The following is a 555-nucleotide window of genomic DNA, read 5'->3' as shown; positions in this document are numbered from 1 at the left end:
ACGTGCTCGACGCGCGCCTGAATCCGGTCCCGGCCGGCGTGCCCGGTGAGCTGTACCTGGCGGGTGCGCAGCTGGCGCGCGGCTACCACGGCCGGGCGGATCTGACGGCGGAGCGGTTCGTCGCCTCCCCGTTCGGGGACGGCGAACGGCTCTACCGCACGGGTGACCTCGTCCGGTGGACCGGGACGGGCGACGGGGGCGGCGAGCTCGACTACGTGGGCCGCGGCGACTTCCAGGTGAAGGTGCGCGGCTTCCGCATCGAGCTCGGCGAGATCGAGGCCGCGCTGCGCGGCGTCGACGAGGTGCGCGACGTGACGGTGATCGGGCGGGACGACGAGCGTGGGGGCGCGCAGCTCGTGGCGTACGTGGTTCCGGCCGCCGGTGCGGAATTCGATGCGGCGGAACTCAAGTCGGCCCTGTCGCAGCAGCTGCCGTCGTACATGGTGCCGGCGGCGTTCGTGGTGCTCGAGGCGCTGCCGCTGAACGTCAACGGCAAGCTCGACCGCAGGGCGCTGCCGGCGCCGGTGTTCGAGGCCCGGGAGTTCCGGGCCCCGA

At 73.7% G+C, this 555-nt stretch carries 1 protein-coding gene; it reads left to right on the top strand.

From position 1 onward, the window contains the following. Positions 1–555, top strand: a 555-nt coding sequence (locus ACWPOB_RS28550) for an AMP-binding enzyme (RefSeq protein ID WP_455402877.1), incomplete at both ends; no start/stop codon positions are given.

The sequence above is a fragment of the Rhodococcus sp. 2H158 genome, assembly GCF_053764755.1.
Note: the sequence above shows the minus strand (reverse complement) of the source record. Positions and strands in the feature narration are given on the sequence as shown.